Here is a 17,484-nt window from a genome sequence, read left to right as displayed (position 1 = left end):
GCCCAACCCCTTCCCGCCCACTCGACCAAGATGCCCTACCCCACTCCACTGCCCGCTGCCCTCGTTACCTCGCGCCGCGCCCGAGCAGCACGTGCCGCACGGTGTGGAAGATGATCCCGATGTCCAGGAACAGCGACCCGTTCTTCACGTAGTACAGATCGAACTCCAGCTTGTTGCGCGCGTCCTCCACCGAGGCGCCGTACGGGTAGCGGATCTGCGCCCACCCGGTGATGCCTGGCTTGACCGCCTCGCGCAGCCCATAGAAGGGAATCTGCTGCTTGAGCTGCTCGACGAACACGGGGCGCTCGGGCCGAGGCCCCACGAAGCTCATGTCCCCCACCAGCACGTTGAACACCTGGGGAATCTCATCCATGCGCGTCTTGCGGATGAAGCGGCCCACGCGGGTGACACGATCGTCATTCGCCCGAGCCCACACCGCGCCGTTCTTCTCCGCGTCCGTGCGCATGCTCCGGAACTTCCACAGCCAGTAGGACTTGCCGCCCAGGCCCACCCGCTCCTGCCGGTAGAAGACCGGGCCCTTCGAGTCGAGCTTGATGGCCAGCGCCACCAGCAGCAGCACGGGCGAGGCCAGCAACAGGAGCAGCGACGCCACGAGGATGTCGAACACCCGCTTGAAGGCCCGCCGCATCGCCGACTGGGTCAGCTCGTCCGCGAAGGCGAAGTCGCTGGCGCGCAGGAACTGCACCGGGAAGCGGCGCAGCACGCGCTCGCAGAACCCGGTGGCCTCGTACACCAGCCGCCCATCGAGCCGGCAGCGCAGCAGCCCCTCCACCCAGTTGGCGCCGCGCATGTCGTCCGCGGCCTGCACCACGTACTGGGCCTTCAGGCGCCGGGCCATCTCATCCAGCGGCCCCACCCCTTCGCGGCGCGGGTCCACCATGGCGACGACCTTGTAGCTGCCCTCGCCGCCCTCCTCGATGGCCTTCATCACGGCCCGAGCCTTCACGCCGTCTCCAATGAGGAGCACCGGCGAGGGCTGGCCGACCAGGGCATGGATGGCCACGCGCACCGTCAGCGTGCCGGCCAGGGCGCCCATCGCGCCGCCCAGCAGCGTCCCGGGAGGCAGTTGCACCGGGAACACCAGCGCCATCGCCAGCATGCCCACGCCCACCAGCCCCGCGGTGACACCCGCCGCCTTGAGGAAGCGGTAGCCGCGCTGGCGATCCTCGGCGGCCACGCGCAAATCGTAGAGATCCAGCAGATACAGCGTGAACTGGAAGGTGAGGACGAACGCCGCGCTCAGCGTCAGCAGCGTCGGCAGCATCGTCCCCAACGGTGGGCGCGTCCCCGCGGGGGCGAACATCCACGCGCAGCCCGCGGCGCCCAGGACACAAGCCAGCGCGATTGCCGAGCTCTCCGCGAGAAAGAACGTGAGCTTCTTGGCAGAAAAGTAGTGATGGAAAACCCGAAGCACGTGCACCCTCCGACCCACCCGCCACACCGAGACATCAAAGACTTGGGACATCTCCCACCGCTCCCCCCGGACTGGCAGGGAGCGGTGGGGTGCCACCGGCCCTACTTCTTGATGTAGTTCTTCAGATACGGAGCGGTGTTCACCTCCGCCCCGTTCAGCACGCAGCCCAGGATGGGTGCGCCGCCCAGCTGCTCCACCGCCAGGTTGACCGCCTTGGTCGGCGTGGCGTTGGCCCGGACCACCATGAGCACCCCGTCCGCCAGGTGGCTCAGGATGGAGGCGTCCGCGAACGGCAGCGTGGGAGGCAGATCGATGTAGACCTCATCGAAGTTCTCACGCACCGCCTGGAGGAACTGCTTCATCCGGCTGCTGGCCAGCACCTGCGTGGGCTCCTCCGGCGTGCTGCCGGCCGGGATGACCGCCAGGCGCGTCGCGTTGAAGCGGCGCACCACATCCCGGACATCGCACTCACCGGCCAGCAGCTCCGCCAGGCCCGTCTTGCCGCGGATGCCCAGCACCGAGCCCACCTGGCTGCGGCGCAGGTCCGCGTCGATCAGCAGGATGCGCCGCTCGGTGTTGGCCTTGGCCGCCGCCAGCGCCAGGTTCACCGCCGTCACCGTCTTGCCCTCGCCGGGCAGGGCGGAGGTGAAGGCGATCACCTTCATCGGCTTCACCTCGCGCATCCGCTCCAGCCGGTAGTACAGCGTGCGGAACTGCTCCGCGGCGGCCGAGGCCGGAGCCGTCAGCGTCACCATCCGGCGATCCACTGCATTCGGGTTTCCCGCCGACTCGTCCACTCGAGGAAGGAAGTTGCCCGCCCGCTCCATCGTCCTATCCATTTCCATCTCCTCAGCTTCCTTTTTTCAGCCTCAGTTCAACGTGGTCGGGGAAGAAATCCCGTTCCGCGCCGATGACGTGGGCATCAGCACCCGCTTCTCCGTCTTCCCTTGCATGTTCGGGACCACCGCCAGCACCGGCAAGGTGAGCCGCTCGCGCAGCTCGTGGCCATCGCGGATGCTGTCGTCGCGCATCTCGAGCACCACCCCGGTGAGCACGCCCGCACCCAGGGCGATCAGGAACGAGATGAGCAGGCCGCCGAAGCGATCCGGCCGGGCCGGGATGGTGGGCACGCCCGCGGGAGAGATGACGTTGAAGAGGCTCTTGGAGCTCTTGGCCTCCAGCTCCTCGGCGATCTCCGCCTCCACCTTGCGGGACACCACGCTCTGGTACTTGGTCCGGGCGATCTCGTAGTCCCGGTTCATCACCGCCAGCTCCTGGGCCCAGCGCGGCGTGGTGTCCAGGCGCTTCTGGTACATCTCCGCCTTCTTCTGCAGCTCCTTGATGTCGTTCTGGATGCCGGAGATCACGTCGGCGACCCGGGCGCGCTCCTGGCGCTCGGCCACCATGCGGCCCTCGGCGTCCTTGCGCTTGGAGGCCATGGAGTCCAGCTCGTTCTGCAGGCGCTTGACCTCGGGGTGATCCTCCGTCCAGGTGGTGCGCGCGGCGACGAGCTCACGGGTGAGCCCATTCTCGGCGGCCTCCAGGCGGCCGGCCTCGCTGTCAGCGGCGTTGCGGGCCCGGGCCAGATCCGAGCGCCGGCCCTCGGCCACGCGCAGCTCCTCGGACTTGGTCTGCAGCTCATGGCCCACCAGCTCCAGGCCGCGCATGTTCATCTCGAGCTGCTCGGGCAGCTCGCCCATGTGCTCCACCTTGAACTGGGTAATGCGCTTCTCCCAGGTGCTCACGCTCTTGGACAGCGCCTCCATCTCCTCGGTGAAGAGCGAGGTGGCGCGAGCGGCCTGAGCCTGGCGCAGCTTGAGCGTCTCCTCCGCGAAGATGGCCGGCAGGCGGTTGGCCACGTTCGAGGCCACCTGCGGATCCCTGTTCGCGTACGTCAGCTCGAAGGCGTTTTCCCCCTCGACTTTCACCGTCAGATCCTTGCGCATCTGCGAGACGGCGGCATCCATCCCCTTCTCCGAGACGATGTCCGGGTAGAGGTTCAGCTCCTGGATGGCCTTCTCCAGCACGGGCCGCGCCATCAGCTCCTGGCGCACGGTGAGCAAGCGCTGTTCAATCAGCTCGCTCACGGTGTGCTGGACCATCTCCTCACTGGGCCGCTGAGGCTCCACGCGGACCACCGAAGACGCCTCGTACATGCTCGGCCGGGTCATCACGACGGCCGCCCCCACCGCGAACACCGCTGCTGCGATGGCCCCTACCAGGGCCTTGCGGCGCCACAGGGCTACCAGCACCTGGTCCGCCGTCATCCCACGCTCCATGTTCTGCTCCTCCTCCTCAGGTGCACTACCAAGCCGAGACCACCAACCGAACAGCAAGCACGTTGCGAGCCAGGTCCACCCCAGCCGCCACGTCCCCCGCGCCCACCTGGGCGATACGATCCACGGCCCCCTGCAGCGTCACTTCCCGGGTCAGCCGGTAATCAACGCTGCCTCCCACTGCATAGCCCTGCGACACATACGGCGACTCGTTCCACCGGAAGGCCCCTTCATTCGGGGCGCGACCGTTACGGAAGTAGCTGGCCGCCGCGTGAGCGGACAGCCGGTCATCGAAGCGCCGGGACACCATCACCGAGGCGTAGTCCGCCCACAGCGCGTTGGTGAAGCCACTGGCGCCCACCAGGTCATGTCCCGCGGACACGCCCAGATCCAACAGCTCTCCGTCCCGCTCCAGCCCCACCGCCACGCGCGGCAGCCACCCGGACTGCCCCTCGGGCGAGGTGTAGAGCACGGGCCCGCCACGCACCGTCAGCGTCGTGGGCCTTGTCAGCCGGTAGCGCAGGCCCGCGAAGGCGCCCTGCGCGTGAGAGAACTGGTTCTCGAACAGAAAGCCCTGGTAGCGGTACTCGAGCCCCAGGCTCAGCCGCCGCGTCTCGTGGTACCAGGCCTCGACGGAGGGCGTGTGGACGAAGCCGGGCGCGCGGCCCTCCTCGTACACCTTGGCGCCCTCGAACGCGTAGCTGGCCTTGAGATCCAGCCGCTCGGTGGCGCGCTCCGTCACGCTGAGCTTCGCCTGCCCGTAGAGGGTGGGCGACAGCGAGCGCGCCACGCCCTCGCGCGGCAGGGACGTGGGATCCGTCACCCGGAACAGCTTGCCGGTGAAGTCCAGCTTGAGCCGCCGGGACAGCTCGTGGCCCAGCGTCAGCCCGCCCCGGTGATCCAGCGATGCGTTGCCCGAGCCGTGCCGCACGAGCAGGTCCGCCGAATAGAAGGCCTCGCTCGTGGTGCGCGGATCCTTCACCTCCAGCCCGAACCGCGGAGACAGCTTGGTCATCAGCTGCCCTCCCGTCCCCTCGGCGAGCCGGAAGTCGTCGTCGTAGCGCTCCTCCGCGGTGATCTTCAGCGAAGGGTCCAGGACCGTCCCCGCCAGCGCGGCCTGGCCGGCGAGCAGTCCGCACGCCGCCAAGAGTCTCCTCACGCCACCCATCATCGCCGCCCTCCTTGCCCGCATCCCTCGCCCCTCGCCCTCAGCCCCGCTCACCCGCCTCACGGCACGACGATGGTGTCACCCGGACGCAGCATCACGTCCTGAGCGCCATCCGGAGAGACCAGATCCGTGTAGCGCACGGGGATCTTCCCGCCCTGCCCATCGGTGCGGATGACGGTGATGCCGTCCGAGTTGGCGAAGTCCGTGAAGCCACCCGCCAGGGCAATCGCCTGCACCAGCGAGACGCGCCCGCGCAGCGGATAGGCGCCCGGGTGGGCCACCTCGCCGGTGACGAAGATGCGGCTGCTGTTCACCTCCCGGACGATGACGGTGACGCGGGGCTCCTGGACGTACGGCTGCAGCCGCCCCTTGATCTCGTCAGCCAGCTCGGTGGGCGTCTTGCCCGCGGCCAGCACATCCCCCGTCATCGGCATGGAGATGTAGCCATCCGGACGCACCGGCAAGGTGCGAGACAGATCCGGATCCCTCCACACCGCCACATCCACCACGTCCTCGCGGCCGATGCGGTACGGCTGCTCCGAGTTATCCACCTTCATCGCCGGCGTGTGGGCGCACCCCGCCAGGAGCAGCACGCCCACCACCGCCCAGAAACTCGCCCGCGTCTTGCCCATTGTTCGCCTCTCCTCCATCCGTGTGTCCGCTACTTGCTCCACCGCCCAACGAGCGGCACAGAGCCAATGCCTTCGGCGAGGTTGCCGTAGCACCGGGCGTGCCACGCCTTCCCGAGAAGGAAAACCAATGGATCGCGGAGGGTTGCGCGGTGCCCTGGGCGGAGATGCCTCGGGGTTCGGGAAAATTTTCGGGAGCGCGACGGGCGATCTTCCTGTCACGTTCCAGGGATCAGTCCCCAGGATGGGAAAGATTTTCCCTCTCGTACCCGCGGGCATTCCCATCTCCCACGATCGAGCACGGCACGTGGATTGAAAGGAGAGAAGGCAGGTTCAACGGCCAATCGGCCTGTAGATGGAGAGGGTGTTCGATGAGGAAGGCGGCGGCGGCGATGGTGGCGGCGTTCATGACGGGCGGAGCGGCGATGGCGGTGCTGGGCACGGTGCTCGGCCCTCTGTCGGAGGCGGCGGTGCTGGGGCTGGTGGGCGTGAGCCTCTATGCCGGCAGCGCGGTGCTGCAGGGCAAGCTGGGGGCGCCGGCCGAGGGCCTGGCCAAGGAGGCCTGAGCCGCACGAGCCTCACCCGAATTTTTACCGGCGCGGAGTTCCTTGATCCGGATGACCGAGGAACTCCCCCGGAGCACGACAGCGCTTTGCGGAAGTGGGGGCAACCAGGCGAGCGCCTGGAGTTCCCGTCTGCGCGCTTCACGGTAAGTGCGTTCGCCACCAACTTCCCTTCGGCGAAGCGTGCCTGCCGGAGGGCCATTGAGCTCCACCACCTCGTCCCAACCCACCCTCGGCGCTCAGTTCCTGGGCGATGGGCGTACCCGCTTTCGCGTCTGGGCTCCCCGGCGCAAGCACGTGGAGGTCTGCCTGCACCATGCCAGCGGGCTGCGCTGCCTGCCGCTCGAGCAGGCCGCCGACGGCTACTTCGAGGGAACCCACCCGGTCCCAGCAGGCGCCCTCTATAAGTATCAACTGGATGGCGGGGACACGTACCCGGATCCCTGCTCGCGCTTCCAGCCCGAGGGCCCGCATGGCCCCTCCCGAGTCGTGGATCCAAACCGCTTCGCCTGGACCGACTCGGCGTGGCGAGGCCTCTCCTCCATGAAGGGCCAGGTCGTCTACGAGCTGCACGTCGGCACCTTCACTCCGGAAGGAACCTATGCGGCCGCGGCGGCGAAGCTGCCCCTGCTCCAGGAGCTGGGCGTCACGGTTGTGGAGCTGATGCCGCTTCACACCTTCCCGGGCCGCTACAACTGGGGCTACGACGGGGTGGCGCTCTTCGCACCCTGCGCCGTGTATGGCGAGCCGGATGAGCTGCGGCGGCTGGTGGATGAGGCCCACCGGCTGGGGCTCGGCATCATCCTGGACGTCGTCTACAACCACCTCGGCCCGGACGGGAACTACCTGTCCCAGTACTCCCAGGGGTACTTCAACGCGAAGTATCCCAACGAGTGGGGCGATCCCACCAACTTCGATGACGGGGAGGCGGCAGGCCCCTCTCGGGACTTCTTCGTCCAGAACGCCTGCCTCTGGATCTCCGAGTACCACTTCGACGGGCTGCGCCTGGACGCGACCCAGAGCCTCTACGACGCGTCGCCCACGCACATCATCCGGGAGCTCGTCGAGAAGACGCGCGCCACCGTGGGCTCCCGGAGCATCCTCCTCATCGGCGAGAGCGAGCCCCAGGACGTGCGGGTGGTAGCCCCCAAGGAGCGCGGTGGCTATGGCGCGGATGCCATCTGGGTGGACGACTTCCACCACTCGGCGCGAGTGGCCTCCGTGGGGCGCTCCGAGGCGTACCTCAAGGACTACTGCGGCACGGCCCAGGAGCTGCTGTCCTGCGCGCTGCGCAACTCGCTGTACCAGGGGCAGTACTACACCTGGCAGAAGAAGCGCCGGGGCTCACCGCTGCTGCGCACGCCCCCCGAGCAGATCATCTTCTACCTGCAGAACCACGATCAGCTCGCCAACACGCTGCGCGGTCAACGGCTCCACGTCGTGGCGGGGTACGCGCGGGCCCGCGCGCTGACGACGCTGCTGCTGCTGCTGCCGCAGACGCCCATGCTCTTCATGGGACAGGAGTTCTTCGCCTCGTCGCCCTTCCTCTACTTCGTGGATCACAAGCCGGAGCTGCAGCAGCTCGTCCACAAGGGGCGCTATGAGTTCCTCTCCCAGTTCCCCAGCGCCCGCCAGGCCCTGGAGGTAGAGGGCCACGAGATGCCCATCGGAGAGGAGGCCTTCCGAGCCTCCAAGCTGGACTGGTCCGAGCGCACGCGGAACGCGGAGGCGCTGGCGCTGCACCGGGAGCTGCTGCGGCTGCGCCGGGAGGATCCGGTGTTCGCGGCGCAGGACCCAAGCCGCCTCGCGGGAGCGGTGTTGTCCCAGCACGCCCTGGTGCTGCGCTACTTCGGCAACGGGCAGGAGGGCGACCGCCTGCTCCTGCTCAACCTGGGCACGGGGTTGGACCTGGAGCCGTGCCCGGAGCCGCTCCTGGCGCCGGAGCCGGGAAAGATCTGGAGGCCCCTTCTGTCTTCAGAGCAGGTCCGCTTCGGCGGCATGGGCGCACCCCCACTCCCCGGCGAGGGAAGGCTGCGCGTTCCAGGACAGACAGCGCTCGTGCTCGCGAGCGCCGAGGAGAACCCAGCGTGACCCCTGTGAACAATCCAGCCCCTGCCCTGCCCCGCCTGGGGTTCGATTGGACGAGCGGACCGGCGTTCTCGGACGTCATCAGCCAGGAGTGGCTGGTGACCAACGGGCGAGGAGGCTACGCCTCGGGCACCGTGCCGGGCTGCAACACCCGCCGCTACCACGGCCTGTTCGTCCCCACCCTGCCCGAGCGTGGCCGCACCGTGCTGCTCGCCCGCCTGGTGGAGCAGGCCCAGGTGAACGGCCAGGTGTATCCGCTCGGCAGCGAGGAGCACGCGGACGGCCACATCCTCCAGGAGGGAGTGCCCCTGCTGCGCAGCTTCCACCTGGAGGGGTTGATCCCGGTCTGGGAGTACCAGCTCGGCCCCTCGCGGCTGCGCCGCAAGCTGATGCTGGTGCACGGGGAGAACACCCTCTTCGTGGCGTGGGAGCACCTGTCCGGGCCGGAGATCCACCTGAGCCTGCGGCCCTTCCCCGTGGCGCGGCCGCATGATGCGCCCATCCCCAGCAACACGCACGAGCCCATGGTCCACCTCCAGGGCCAGCGCGTGGAGCTACAAGCCACGCCGGACGCGCCGCCCATGCGGCTGCGCCTCCATGCCAGCTGCCCCATGCCCTTCGTGGGCCTGCCGCAGAGCTCGCAGCCCCTGCTCTACCGGACGGAGCGGGCGCGCGGATACGACTACACGGAGGTCCAGCACAGCCCGGGCTACTTCGAGTGCAAGGTGGGGCCCGGAGCGCCCCTGGCGCTGGGCGTCACGACGGAGGACTGGTGCGTGCTGGACCGGGATCCCTGGCACACCTTCGAGCTGGAGCAGGAGCGCGAGCGGAAGCTGCTGGCCCGGGCTCCGTCGGAGGCCCGCGGTGGAGTGCCCGCACGGATGGTGCTCGCGGCGGATCAGTTCATCATCGACCCGATGCGCCCCATGGACAGCGCCTGGGCGCGCTCGATGGGCCAGGACGCGCGCAGCGTGATCGCCGGCTACCACTGGTTCACGGACTGGGGCCGGGACACGATGATCTCGCTCGAGGGGCTCACCCTGTGCACGGGGCGCACCCGGGAGGCGGAGGCCATCCTGCGCACCTTCCAGCAATACGTGAAGGATGGGCTCATCCCCAACTACTTCCCGGACGGCGAGAACGAGGGCGTGTACCACACGGCGGACGCGACGCTGTGGTTCTTCCACTCGGTGGACCGCTACGTGGAGCTCACTCGGGACACGGAGATCCTGAAGGACATGTTCCCCACGCTGGCCAGCATCGTGGAGCACCACATGCGGGGCACGCGCTTCCACATCGGCGTGGATCCGGCGGACGGGCTGCTGCGGCAGGGCGAGGAGGGCTACCAGCTCACCTGGATGGATGCCAAGGTGGACGGCTGGGTGGTGACGCCCCGGCGCGGCAAGGCGGTGGAGATCAACGCGCTCTGGTTCAACGCGCTGCGGCTGATGGCCACCTGGGCCGAGCGGCTCGGCAAGGATCCAGCGCCCTACATGGGCGCGGCCGAGCGGGTCTACGGCAGCTTCAACAAGCGCTTCTGGAACCCGGCCGCCAGTTGCCTGCTCGACGTGGTGGATGGAGAGAACGGGAAGGACGATCCGGCCATCCGGCCCAACCAGATCTTCTCGATCTCACTGCGGCACCCGGTGCTGCGGCGCGAGCGGTGGGAGGCGGTGGTGGAGGTGGTGCGCAGGGAGCTCCTGACGCCAGTCGGGCTGCGGAGCCTGGCGCCGGGGCACCCGGACTACAAGGCCAACTACGACGGGGACCTGCGGGCGCGGGACGCGGCCTACCACCAGGGCACGGTGTGGGGCTGGCTGATCGGGCACTACATCGACGCGACGCTGAAGGTGAACCCGGACATCAAGGCGGCGCGCGCGCTGCTCACGGGCTTGCAGGAGCACCTGGAGCACGCGGGCGTGGGGCAGATCAGCGAGATCTTCGACGCGACGGAGCCCTACCGGCCGCGCGGGTGCATCGCGCAGGCCTGGAGCGTGGCGGAGGCGCTGCGCGTCTTCCTCAAGACCCACGTCACCTGAGCCGCATGAAGGGCAACGGAGCGCTCGCGTCTCCCTACCGTACGGGTAGAGTGCGCCGCCATGGCGAAGACCCAGTACTGGCTGATCAAGAGTGAGCCCTCCGTCTACGCGTACGCCCAGCTCGAGAAGGATCGGAAGACCGACTGGACGGGCGTGCGCAACTTCGAGGCGCGCAACAACCTCCGGGCCATGAAGCCGGGGGACCTGTGCCTCTACTACCACTCGAACGTGGGCAAGGCCGTGGTGGGCGTGGCCAAGGTCCTCACCGCGGCGGGCGAGGACCCCACGGCGCCCGGTGAGGACTGGGCCTCGGTCGAGATCGCCCCCGTGGTCGCCTTCAAGGAGCCCGTGGAGCTGGCCACCTTCAAGAAGACCGCCGCGCTGAAGGACATTCAGCTCCTCACCCGCAGCCGGATCAGCGTGGTGCCGGTCAGCGCTGAACACTTCAAGCTCATCCTCAAGCTCGGGAAGACGGCTCTGCCGAGGTGAGCTATAAAGAGCCGCTACGCGCAAACGGGGGACCTGTGGCCGACATCAACAACACTCCGCTCAACGAGGACGAGAAGAGGCTCGCCGAGCTCGGCTACAAACAGGAGCTCAAGCGGACCTGGTCCGGGTTCTCGAACTTCGCGATCTCCTTCTCGATCATCTCGATCCTGTCCGGCTGCTTCACCACGTTCGCCCAGGCGTGGAACAACGGCGGCCCGATCGCGATCACCTGGGGCTGGCCACTCATCTCCGTGTTCATTCTGATCATCGGACTCTGCATGTCCGAGCTGGTCTCGGCCTTCCCCACCGCGGGCGGGATCTACTGGTGGGCGGCCAAGCTCGGCGGCCCGCGCGCCGGCTTCTACACCGGCTGGCTCAACCTGATCGGGCTCATCGCGGTCACCGCCTCGGTGGTCTACGCCTGCGCCACCTTCATGAACGTCACCCTCGGCCTGTTCTCCACCACGTGGACCACCACGCTCGGCGGGGATGCGCTGCTCCAGGCGTTCGCGCTGTTCCTGGTGCTGATGGTCGTGGTGGCGCTGCTCAACATCTTCAGCTCGCACCTGCTGGCGGTGCTCAACAACATCTCCGCCTACTGGCACGTGTTCGGCTCGGCGGCGGTGGTGGCGATCCTCCTGCTCACCGCGAAGGAGTACCAGTCGCCCTCGTTCGTCTTCACCGAGCGGATCAACAACTCCGGTTTCTCCGACGGCATGTATTGGTGGTACGTGCTGCCGCTGGGCTTCCTGCTCACCCAGTACACCATCACCGGCTTCGACGCCTCGGCGCACCTGTCCGAGGAGACGCATGGCGCGGCGACCACGGCGGCGCGCGGCATCTGGCAGTCGATCTTCTACTCGGCGATCGGCGGGTGGATCCTGCTCCTGGCCTTCCTGTTCGTCGCCAAGGACACGAAGTTCATCAACGATCCGGCGAACGGGTACGGGGCCGGGCAGGTCACCGCCATCTTCGCCTCCGCGCTCCCGGCCGCCATGTTCAAGGCCGTGATGCTGATCTCCACGGTCGGCCAGGTCTTCTGCGCGATCGCCTGCATGACGAGCACCTCCCGGATGATGTTCGCCTTCAGCCGCGACGGCGCCGTGCCCGGCAGCAGGCTCTGGAACCAGGTCCACCCCAAGACCGGGGTGCCGGTGAACGCGGTGATTGCCTCGTCGATCATCTCCGTGCTGATCACCCTGCCGGCGCTCTACAAGAGCCCCGCGGGCATCCCCGTCGCGTTCTACGCGGTGGTGTCCATCGCGGTGATCGGGCTGTACCTGGCCTTCCTCATCCCCATCTACCTGCGGCTGAGGGCCGGTGAGAGCTTCCGGCCCGGTCCGTGGACGCTCGGCCGGCACTACAAGTGGATGTGCATGGTCGCGGTGGTGGAGATCGTCCTCGTCTCGGTCTACTTCTGCCTGCCCTTCCTGCCGTCAGCGGTACCGGGCAACCCCGCCTTCACCTGGTACGACGTGAACTACGCGCCGATCCTCGCGGGCGGGGTGCTGCTGGCGATCACGATCTGGTGGTACGCCTCGGCCCGGCACTGGTTCAAGGGCCCCATCCGGACGATCGATGAGGCTCCCCGCACCGAAGCCGTCCCCGAGGTGAGGACCACCGCCTGAGCGGCGGCTACTTGCGCGGCTCGGGAGGCCGAGCGCCGTCCTCCTGGGGACCGGGGCGGGGCGGCGGCCTATGGAACTCGCGCCGCATGTCACCCATCTCGGCCTGGAGCTTCTGCCAGGCGTCCGGCCCCAGGATCCGCTGGATCTGCAGCATCAGCCCCACGCGGTTCTTGTGGACCGCTGTCTCCGCGCGCCCGACCGCCTCGACCTGCTGCATCACGGCGTTCTCGTTCGGGTTGGACGAGTGCAGCAGCTTGTCCAGCTCCAGATGGGCTCGCTTGAGGTCGGCCTCCAGGGTGATGAGCTGACCGTCCGCCTCGAAGGTGAGCTCCTGGATGCGCTGCACGACATCCTTCGACAGCCCGAGCTTGTCGACGACTTGCGGAGGGATGCCATGGGCGAACATGGGCGGCCCCATCATGTGCGGTCCGGGAGGCGGCGGAGGCATGGGCGGCGGTGGCCTGGCCGACGCTCCGCCCCAATCCACGGCACCCTCGCCGTCCTGGGACTGGGCCGCGGCGGGAATGGCGCACAGCACCACCGCGAGGGCAAGGAATGAAAGGGGTTTCAGGGTCATCGCGAAGCTCCGGCTGGGTCAGGAGGAAAGCAGCTCGAGGGTGATTGAAGCCTCTAGAACTGAAGAAATCCTTACGTGCCCCGCGAGCCGTCAGGCACTGGACCTCATTTCTCCGGGGGGGGCCTCTCTAGTGCTCGCACCGGATTCCGCGACCGTATAGTAACTCCTCCATGGCGGAACTTCCGGACCTGGAGACCCTTCGAATCGGCATCGAGCGCATCGATGCGGAGATCCTGGACGCTCTTCGGCGGCGAATGGATCTCGCGGATGACATCGCCCGCACCAAGCTGGCCGCGGCCTCTCCCTTGAGGGATCCCACGCGGGAGGATCTCGTCCTGCGCAAGGTCCGCGAGGCGGCGACCTCCCACGGCCTGGATCCCCACGAGATCGAGCGCATCTACCGGCTCATCATGGACATGTCCGTCGCGCGGCAGCAGTCGCTCATCCAGCGGCTGGATACCACTCCCCTGCGGGTGGGCTACCCGGGTATCGAGGGTTCCTACAGCCACATCGCCGCTCGCCAGCGCTACACGGGCCGTCCCGGGGGTGTCCTCCTCAACGGCTTCGAGACCGCTCGCGAGGTGCTGGACTCCCTGCGCCGGGGCGAGCTGGATCTGGCGCTGCTGCCCATCGAGAACACCTCCGCGGGGAGCGTGAGCGAGACGTATGATCTGCTCGCCGACGGCGGGGTGACCATCATCGGGGAGCTGCTCAGCCAGGTGGACCACCGGCTGCTGGGCCTGCCAGGCGCGCGGCTGGAGGACCTCCGCACGGTGCTGTCCCATCCGCAGGCGCTGGCGCAGTGCGAGGCCTTCCTGCGCAAGGTGCCCTGGATCCGTCCCCTCCCCGAGTCCGACACCAGCGGCGCGGCCCTCAAGGTGCGCGAGCGCCATGATCCCACGGTGGCGGCCATCGCCAGTGAGACCGCGGCCCAGCGCTTCGGGTTGCAGGTGCTGGTGCGAGACATCCAGCAGGCCTCGGGGGACTACACGCGCTTCGTGGAGCTGGCCCGCGAGGCCACGCCCGTTCCGCCGGATGTGCCGTGCAAGACGACCCTCACGATCGTGCTGGAGCACCGGCCGGGAACGCTCGGGCAGGTGCTCACGGCGCTGGCGCAGCGAGGGGTGAACGTGGCCAAGCTGGAGTCCCGCCCCATCCCCGGCCAGCCGTGGGAATACCGCTTCTACCTGGACCTGGAGGGGCACGCGGCCTCGGCGTCGATGGTGGCGGCGCTCCAGGATCTCGAGCCGCTCACCTCGGCGATGCGAGTGCTGGGGACCTATCCGCGAGCGGGGAGCGAGCATGGCTAGTCCACGAATTGCCTTCCAGGGCGAGCGGGGCGCCTACAGCGAGGAGGCCACCCGAGCCTTCTTCGGTCCAGGTGTGGAGGCCGTGCCCTGCCCCAGCTTCCGCGCCGTCTTCGAGGCGGTGATCTCGGGCCGGGTGGATGGAGGCGTGGTGCCGGTGGAGAACTCGCTGGCCGGGTCGGTCCTGGACAACGTGGATCTGCTGCTGGAGTTCTCGGTGCCGTTGACGGGCGAGCTGTCGCTGCGCATCCAGCACTGTCTGCTGGCTCCGGCCGGGCTGGGACTGGCGGACATCCGCCGCGTCCACTCCCATCCCCAGGCGCTGGCCCAGTGCGCGGGCTTCCTGCGCCAGCACGGCATCACTCCCGTGGCGGACGTGGACACCGCGGGCAGCGCCAAGAAGGTCTCGGAGCAGAAGCCACCGAACACCGGCGCCATCGCGAGCCGGACCGCGGCGGAGCTCTATGGCCTGACGGTGGTGCAGGAAGGCATCCAGGATGGCCTGAACAACTACACCCGGTTCATCTCGCTGGGCGCGGTGCCGAAGCTGTCGGGCTCCCGGAGCAAGACGTCGGTGAGCTTCACCCTGGAGAACACGCCGGGCGCGCTCCACGCCCTGCTGGGTGTGTTCGCCACGCGGGGCCTGAACGTGATCCGCGTGGAGCCGCGTCCGCTGCGGCGTCCCTGGGACTACATCTTCTGCTTGGATCTGGAAGGCTCGAGCGATGAGCCGCGAGTCGGCGAGGCGCTCGATGCGGCCTCGCTCCTGTGCGGCTCGTTCCGGGTGCTGGGCAGCTACCGCGTCGCGGATTGAGGCTCCTCGCCTCGAATCGGGCGGCTCAGCCCGCCGGCCGCAGGCGCGCGGCCAGGTGCGTGTAGTGGCTGCTTCGCTCGGCATCTCCCAGATGGGTCCAGACGTCCGCCAGGGCTCGCGCCGCGTCCACGTAGGCCGGGTGATACTCGAGCGCGAGCTCGAACGCGTGGCGGGCGTGACGGTAGCGCGCCTTGTCCACACGCCGGGAGCCTCGGGACAGCAGCGACTCGCCCAGGGTGAAGATCTCGGTGGCCGCGGCCTCGCGGTAGGGAGGCTCGGGGTTGAGCTGGAAGGCGCGCTCCAGCAAGGTGGAGGCCTCCTCGGGCTCGTCCAGCTCGAGCTGGCACAGCGCGGCGTGGCGGTAGTTGTCCGCGATGGACGGCTCCAGCTCGATGGCGCGCTCGAAGCAATGCAGCGCCTCCGAGGGCCGGCCCAGCCTCGCCAGCGAGAAGCCCTTGGCGCTCAGCGCTGGGCTGTGCTTGGGGTCCTCATCGAGCACCTTGTCGAAGGCGTGGATGGCGGCCTGGTGATCCCCGGCAGTCGAGCGGTTCACACCCTCGTTGAAAGCAGCGAGCAGCTTGTGAGACTGAGACATCGCTTCCCTCTCGAGCCCATGGCCGCGCGCATCACGGCCATCCGGCAAGCCTGACAGGCGGGAAGCGGCCTGAAAAGACGCTCCCCCCCGTCCTCCGCTCCGAGCAGGAAGTCCCGCTAATAACTCGTCACATCACGGCCTGAAAATGTGGATATCGAGAAACCCTGCCAGGTCCCGGCTGCCCGAGGGGCGGAGAGACGCCCCTCGGCTCCATCCGTTCAGAACTCGGCGCTGGCTCGCGGGTCGACGATCCCGCACTCCTTGATCTTGTAGAGCAGCGCCTTGTAGCTGATGCGCAGCTTGCCCGCGGCCTTGCGCTTGTTCCACGCGGTGCGCTGGAGCATGGCGAGGATGGCCTCGCGCTCGGCCAGCATCGCCGCCCGCTTGCCGATGTCCTTCAGCGACATCTCCCCCACCGGCATGCTCGGAGGCGGAGGCGGAGGCTGAGGAATGTCGAACGGGTTGTTGTACCGCGGCGCCACCTGGTTGGCGGGCAGCTCGCTCACGGTCGGCGGAGGCACAGGAGCCCCACCCCGAGGCGGCATCTCCAGCACCTGCACGGAGGAGCTGGGCGGCGGACGCACCGGCTCCGGCTCCGGAGCCCGCGCTGGAGGCGGCAGACCATCGTCCCCCGCGTACGAGGTGGGCAGCGACGGAGCGCTGGCGGGAGTACGGCCACCGTCCCGGAGCTCGTCCAGCACGAGCGTCGGATCCTTCAGCACGCACAGCCGGCGCACCATGTTCTCCAGCTCGCGCACGTTGCCCGGCCAGTCGTACGTGGTGAAGGCCTTGAGCACCTCCGCGGGCAGCTCCGACACGCCGTTGATGTAGTGGCGCCCGTACTTCTTGAGGAAGTGGTCCGTCAGCGGCACCACGTCCTCCATGCGCTCGCGCAGCGGCGGCAGGCGGATGGCCACCACGTTGAGGCGGTAGTAGAGGTCCTCGCGGAAGTTGCCCAGCGCGATCTCCTTCTCCAGATCGCGGTTGGTGGCCACCACCACGCGGCTGTCCACCCGGACGCTCTTCTTGCCACCCACCCGGAAGAACTCCTCGTCCTGCAGCACCTGGAGCAGCTTGGCCTGCAGCCGGATCGCCATCTCGCCGATCTCGTCCAGGAAGATGGTGCCCTGGTCCGCCAGCTCGAACTTGCCCGGCTTCTCCGCCGTCGCGCCGGTGAAGGCACCCCGCTCGTGGCCGAACAGCTCGCTCTCCAGCAGCTCGCCCGGCAGCGCCGCGCAGTTCACCTTGATGAACGGCCGGCTCCGGCGCTGGCTGCGCGCGTGGATCTCCCGGGCAATCACCTCCTTGCCCGTCCCGGACTCGCCCAGCAGCAGCACCGGCACGTCCGTGTCGGCGATCCGCTCCACCAGCGCACGCGCCCGGCGCATCGCCGGAGAGGAGGAGATCAGCACCCGCGCCTCGTTGAGGCTCTCCAGCACCGAGGGCCCCGCCGACCGGGCCGGCCCCGGCGCCACGGCCTGCCGAGCCGGAGCCCGCGTCCCCAGCGCGCGGCCCAGCACATCCTCCAGCTCGTCATTGCTGAACGGCTTGGAGAGGTAGTCGCTGGCCCCCATCTTCAAGGCCCGCACCGCGTCATCCGCGCCCGCCAGGGCCGACAGGACGATCACGGGCGCCGTGCCCCCCGCGCTCCGGTAGTGCCGCAACACCTCCAGGCCGCTCATCTCCGGCATCACCACATCCAACAGCACCGCGTCGAACGAGCCCCCCTCCAGCATCTCCAGGGCCTGCGCCCCACTCGAGGCGCACCGCACCTGGTACCCCGCGTTCCCGAGCAGCTCGGCCAGGAACGTCCGCACCGACTCCTCGTCGTCCACCACCAGCACCGCGATCCGATCCATCCCCTCGTCTCCCCTCG

The 17,484-nt window shown here is 68.6% G+C and carries 15 protein-coding genes; 7 read left to right on the top strand and 8 right to left on the bottom strand.

What is annotated here, in order from left to right; all coding sequences use genetic code 11:
- Positions 1-64: 64 nt before the first annotated feature.
- The 5 genes from exoE to ACJ8AT_RS24760 all read right to left on the bottom strand — a co-directional run bounded on the left by exoE (position 65) and on the right by ACJ8AT_RS24760 (position 5,511).
- The gene (gene exoE / locus ACJ8AT_RS24780) at positions 65-1,435 is read right to left on the bottom strand and encodes a polyisoprenyl-phosphate hexose-1-phosphate transferase ExoE (RefSeq protein WP_407740312.1); all 1,371 of its coding nucleotides are present in this window, start codon (positions 1,433-1,435) and stop codon (positions 65-67) included.
- Between the two features lie 101 nt (positions 1,436-1,536).
- Entirely contained in the window at positions 1,537-2,274 is a 738-nt protein-coding gene (locus tag ACJ8AT_RS24775; protein WP_407740311.1) for a CpsD/CapB family tyrosine-protein kinase, read from the bottom strand.
- A gap of 30 nt (positions 2,275-2,304) precedes the next feature.
- The gene (locus tag ACJ8AT_RS24770) at positions 2,305-3,714 is read right to left on the bottom strand and encodes a GumC family protein (RefSeq protein WP_407740310.1); all 1,410 of its coding nucleotides are present in this window, start codon (positions 3,712-3,714) and stop codon (positions 2,305-2,307) included.
- A gap of 25 nt (positions 3,715-3,739) precedes the next feature.
- Positions 3,740-4,879 carry a hypothetical protein gene (locus ACJ8AT_RS24765; RefSeq protein WP_407740336.1) on the bottom strand — a complete coding sequence of 380 codons (1,140 nt, stop codon included), beginning with the start codon at positions 4,877-4,879 and terminating at the stop codon, positions 3,740-3,742.
- A 59-nt stretch (positions 4,880-4,938) separates the two neighbouring features.
- Positions 4,939-5,511, bottom strand: coding sequence for a polysaccharide biosynthesis/export family protein (locus ACJ8AT_RS24760; RefSeq protein WP_407740309.1), 573 nt, complete (start codon positions 5,509-5,511; stop codon positions 4,939-4,941).
- A 368-nt stretch (positions 5,512-5,879) separates the two neighbouring features.
- Between ACJ8AT_RS24760 and ACJ8AT_RS24755 the strand changes: the two genes are divergently transcribed.
- The 5 genes from ACJ8AT_RS24755 (at position 5,880) to ACJ8AT_RS24735 (ending at position 12,315) form a co-directional block, all read left to right on the top strand.
- Positions 5,880-6,074 (top strand): hypothetical protein, encoded by a 195-nt coding sequence (locus tag ACJ8AT_RS24755; RefSeq protein ID WP_407740308.1) that lies wholly within the window; start codon positions 5,880-5,882, stop codon positions 6,072-6,074.
- A 198-nt stretch (positions 6,075-6,272) separates the two neighbouring features.
- On the top strand, positions 6,273-8,162 hold the full coding sequence (gene treZ / locus ACJ8AT_RS24750; RefSeq protein ID WP_407740307.1) for a malto-oligosyltrehalose trehalohydrolase: 1,890 nt from the start codon (positions 6,273-6,275) through the stop codon (positions 8,160-8,162).
- Positions 8,159-10,198, top strand: a complete 2,040-nt coding sequence (locus tag ACJ8AT_RS24745; RefSeq protein ID WP_407740306.1) for an amylo-alpha-1,6-glucosidase — start codon at positions 8,159-8,161, stop codon at positions 10,196-10,198. Before treZ ends, ACJ8AT_RS24745 begins: the two co-directional genes overlap by 4 nt.
- A gap of 60 nt (positions 10,199-10,258) precedes the next feature.
- A complete protein-coding gene (locus ACJ8AT_RS24740; RefSeq protein WP_407740305.1) occupies positions 10,259-10,687 on the top strand; it encodes an EVE domain-containing protein in 429 nt (142 codons plus the stop codon).
- A 35-nt stretch (positions 10,688-10,722) separates the two neighbouring features.
- Positions 10,723-12,315: an amino acid permease gene (locus tag ACJ8AT_RS24735; RefSeq protein WP_407740304.1), complete on the top strand. Its 1,593-nt coding sequence runs from the start codon at positions 10,723-10,725 to the stop codon at positions 12,313-12,315.
- Positions 12,316-12,322: 7 nt separating this feature from the next.
- Here ACJ8AT_RS24735 and ACJ8AT_RS24730 read toward each other — a convergent pair whose 3' ends face one another.
- Complete coding sequence (locus tag ACJ8AT_RS24730; protein ID WP_407740303.1) at positions 12,323-12,892, bottom strand: periplasmic heavy metal sensor; 570 nt, start codon at positions 12,890-12,892, stop codon at positions 12,323-12,325.
- A gap of 170 nt (positions 12,893-13,062) precedes the next feature.
- Between ACJ8AT_RS24730 and ACJ8AT_RS24725 the strand changes: the two genes are divergently transcribed.
- Positions 13,063-14,202: a bifunctional chorismate mutase/prephenate dehydratase gene (locus ACJ8AT_RS24725; protein ID WP_407740302.1), complete on the top strand. Its 1,140-nt coding sequence runs from the start codon at positions 13,063-13,065 to the stop codon at positions 14,200-14,202.
- Positions 14,195-15,013: a prephenate dehydratase gene (pheA, locus tag ACJ8AT_RS24720; RefSeq protein WP_407740301.1), complete on the top strand. Its 819-nt coding sequence runs from the start codon at positions 14,195-14,197 to the stop codon at positions 15,011-15,013. The genes ACJ8AT_RS24725 and pheA overlap by 8 nt, the downstream gene beginning before the upstream one ends.
- A 25-nt stretch (positions 15,014-15,038) precedes the next feature.
- Here the strand turns inward: pheA and ACJ8AT_RS24715 are convergent, their stop codons facing one another.
- On the bottom strand, positions 15,039-15,608 hold the full coding sequence (locus ACJ8AT_RS24715) for a tetratricopeptide repeat protein (RefSeq protein ID WP_407740300.1): 570 nt from the start codon (positions 15,606-15,608) through the stop codon (positions 15,039-15,041).
- A gap of 218 nt (positions 15,609-15,826) precedes the next feature.
- Positions 15,827-17,467, bottom strand: a complete 1,641-nt coding sequence (locus ACJ8AT_RS24710; RefSeq protein ID WP_407740299.1) for a sigma 54-interacting transcriptional regulator — start codon at positions 17,465-17,467, stop codon at positions 15,827-15,829.
- Between the last annotated feature and the right edge of the window lie 17 nt (positions 17,468-17,484).

The sequence above is a fragment of the Hyalangium sp. genome, assembly GCF_045802625.1.
Classification (GTDB): domain Bacteria; phylum Myxococcota; class Myxococcia; order Myxococcales; family Myxococcaceae; genus Hyalangium.
Note: the sequence above shows the minus strand (reverse complement) of the source record. Positions and strands in the feature narration are given on the sequence as shown.

Excerpts from the sequence above, each read along its gene's own strand:
- ACJ8AT_RS24710 (WP_407740299.1), bottom strand. The coding sequence starts at position 17,467 with ATGGATCGGATCGCGGTGCTGGTGGTGGACGACGAGGAGTCGGTGCGG.
- pheA (WP_407740301.1), top strand. The coding sequence starts at position 14,195 with ATGGCTAGTCCACGAATTGCCTTCCAGGGCGAGCGGGGCGCCTACAGC.
- ACJ8AT_RS24725 (WP_407740302.1), top strand. The coding sequence starts at position 13,063 with ATGGCGGAACTTCCGGACCTGGAGACCCTTCGAATCGGCATCGAGCGC.
- ACJ8AT_RS24755 (WP_407740308.1), top strand. The coding sequence starts at position 5,880 with ATGAGGAAGGCGGCGGCGGCGATGGTGGCGGCGTTCATGACGGGCGGA.
- ACJ8AT_RS24740 (WP_407740305.1), top strand. The coding sequence starts at position 10,259 with ATGGCGAAGACCCAGTACTGGCTGATCAAGAGTGAGCCCTCCGTCTAC.
- ACJ8AT_RS24765 (WP_407740336.1), bottom strand. The coding sequence starts at position 4,879 with ATGGGTGGCGTGAGGAGACTCTTGGCGGCGTGCGGACTGCTCGCCGGC.
- ACJ8AT_RS24760 (WP_407740309.1), bottom strand. The coding sequence starts at position 5,511 with ATGGGCAAGACGCGGGCGAGTTTCTGGGCGGTGGTGGGCGTGCTGCTC.
- ACJ8AT_RS24715 (WP_407740300.1), bottom strand. The coding sequence starts at position 15,608 with ATGTCTCAGTCTCACAAGCTGCTCGCTGCTTTCAACGAGGGTGTGAAC.
- ACJ8AT_RS24775 (WP_407740311.1), bottom strand. The coding sequence starts at position 2,274 with ATGGATAGGACGATGGAGCGGGCGGGCAACTTCCTTCCTCGAGTGGAC.
- ACJ8AT_RS24730 (WP_407740303.1), bottom strand. The coding sequence starts at position 12,892 with ATGACCCTGAAACCCCTTTCATTCCTTGCCCTCGCGGTGGTGCTGTGC.
- ACJ8AT_RS24770 (WP_407740310.1), bottom strand. The coding sequence starts at position 3,714 with ATGGAGCGTGGGATGACGGCGGACCAGGTGCTGGTAGCCCTGTGGCGC.